Below are 2,321 nucleotides of genomic sequence, written 5' to 3'. Positions count from 1 at the left end.
CGTAAAGGGTTCTTGTGTGTGGCTTACCGTTCAGCGAACACACACAAGTCGCTTGAAGCCCCCACCTCTAAGCGAAGCGTAGGTGGTGGGTAGTTCACTTCGCTTTATAAAAACTTCGCAAAAAGTATAAGATAGTTTTTAAAGCGACCTTTCTTAGTATGGTCGCTTTTACTTTTTTAAATTAAGGTACCGTCAAGAATTTTGTGTAATACAAGATAAATAGGGTATCTCTGAATTGGATTTGGAATGAATAGGGGACTGATTTTCTCCACACAGGAGACTGAATATTCAGTCTCCTGTGTGGACAGAGGAAATCCCCTTTCTTTGCTTATTTGTTTATTTACAATATTTGGTTAATTGTAGCGTTCTTCAAACATTCGCTCGAGGGCTTCCTGTGCTTCGGCAAATCCTCTTAACTTTCGCCCTGCCCATTTCTCATTAAAATCTTGGATGGTCAAATACACGACTTTTTCCGCGGTTTCTAAACTGCTCAAACTGTTCATCGGTTTTAGGCGTTTCCGAATTTCCTTGATCGTTCGTTCGATGGCATTGGTCGTATAAATCACACTTCGAATACTGCTTGGATAATCCATAAATGTAAGGAGGACATCCAACTCATTGGCCCAAGATTGAACTTCTCTTGGATATTTGCTGGACCATTTCGACTCAAACTGTTGAAACATTTGTAACGCCATCTCCTTATTCGGCGCGCGATAAATCAGTTTGAGATCCTCTGCCACTTCAAATTGATCTTTTTTCCGAACACGATGTAAGGTATTACGTACTTTGTGAACGACACAACGCTGCACATCGGCTTTCGAATAAACCGAGCGAAAAGCTTCCTCCAGCCCCGGAAGACCATCGAATACGCCCAGAAGCACTTCCTTGACGCCTCTTTGGTAGAGGTGTTGAAGAATTTCCTGCCATACATAGGCGCTTTCTTGTCCTCCCACGAAGAAATCCAAAATTTCGCGATATCCTTCTTCGTTCACCCCTAACACCACATAAATGACTTCTTTCTCTACCGTATCGCGGCGAAGTTTCACGTACAAAGACCGAATAACGTTTGGATAGTGGACGATTGTGCCATTTCTCGATGTCTTCCTTCACGACATCGGTAATACGACTGATCGTCGTTGGAGAATAGGCATTTCCTAAAATTCGTTCGATAAACTTGCCAATTTCCCTCGTACTCATGCCACTTTGATACATTTTGATGACGGGCTTCCTCGAGCCAACCAGTATGACGTTGGTAAGGGGCAAACAGCTGCGTTTGAAATTCCCCATTTCGATCTCTTGGGACCAAAAGGCCTTCAATCCGGCCATATTGCGTATCTAGATTTCGTTGATAGTAGCCGTTTCTCATATTCGATGTTCCGGCCTGTTCGATTTCGAGGAAATTTTTCATTTCTTCCCGCATGATCAGTTCGAATTTTTCCTTTACAAACTGACGAATGACGCTTTCCAGTTGATTTGTCCAGTCGACATTCGGTATACTTTTAGACATAGGTAGGGTTCTCCTTTCTCTGGAATGTGTTGGTCCAAATCAGAGAATACCCTACTTTTTTCTTTTGATCTAATAAAATGCTTTACACAAAATTTTATACATCATCTTACTTTGAAAATACTTATTAAGGCATGATATAAAAAATCAACAAAATTATAATATTGATAGGGAGACTAATTAACAAAAACAATCCTATATAATTTTTAGGACTAGGACCTTTTTTTGTTATAGCAAAATACTCAACACCCAAATTACTGATTGTAATTAATAAAACAAAGATGGCATAAAGCAAAACTTTTTCCTTAAACATGCTTGTGAAAAGGGGAGAAAAGATAATTAGAAAAGTGAGTTGCTGAAAAGTGCCTCGAGAAAAAATATCTACCTTTCCACCCAGAAATGCTTTAAAGTCACTTTTGCTCATATTATCCCCCTTACTATCGTAAGCAACCAGCAGCAGCGCTAGCCCCTAACCATACCGCGGCAACACCAGTTCCTATTGCCCAACCAGCTGGACCACTTATTCCAGCAAGAGTCATAAGACCAGTAAACGCAGTAGTATGCGCGAAACCTGCAATGGATGCTGCTCCACAACCGCTGATTTTTTGTATCGATACTATATTATTATTTTGCGTATTTACTTCTTCTAAAATACTTTCTTTTAAGTTTTCACCTTCAGCACTATTTATAACTTTGTTGGCTCTTCACCACAAAATGCACTTGACAATCAGGTTGTTTTCTGATCAAGGGTACAAAAAATGCGAAATTTCCTGTATGGTAAAGGTGACCAAACCATCAACCATGGAGGAAATTTCGC

At 40.2% G+C, this 2,321-nt stretch carries 1 protein-coding gene and 1 pseudogene; both read right to left on the bottom strand.

From position 1 onward, the window contains the following. Positions 1 to 353: 353 nt before the first annotated feature. Positions 354 to 1,507 (bottom strand): annotated as a pseudogene (locus tag CV944_RS16710) (IS256 family transposase). 124 nt (positions 1,508 to 1,631) lie between these two features. Then, positions 1,632 to 1,928 (bottom strand): hypothetical protein, encoded by a 297-nt coding sequence (locus tag CV944_RS16705; protein WP_100664556.1) that lies wholly within the window; start codon positions 1,926 to 1,928, stop codon positions 1,632 to 1,634. Between the last annotated feature and the right edge of the window lie 393 nt (positions 1,929 to 2,321).

The sequence above is a fragment of the Geobacillus sp. WSUCF-018B genome, from assembly GCF_002809985.1.
Lineage (GTDB): Bacteria > Bacillota > Bacilli > Bacillales > Anoxybacillaceae > Geobacillus > Geobacillus thermophilus.
This window is presented reverse-complemented; position numbering and strand designations above follow the sequence as displayed.

What these genes read in the sequence shown, in the direction of transcription:
- CV944_RS16705 (WP_100664556.1), bottom strand. Translation starts at nt 1,928, where the DNA reads ATGAGCAAAAGTGACTTTAAAGCATTTCTGGGTGGAAAGGTAGATATT.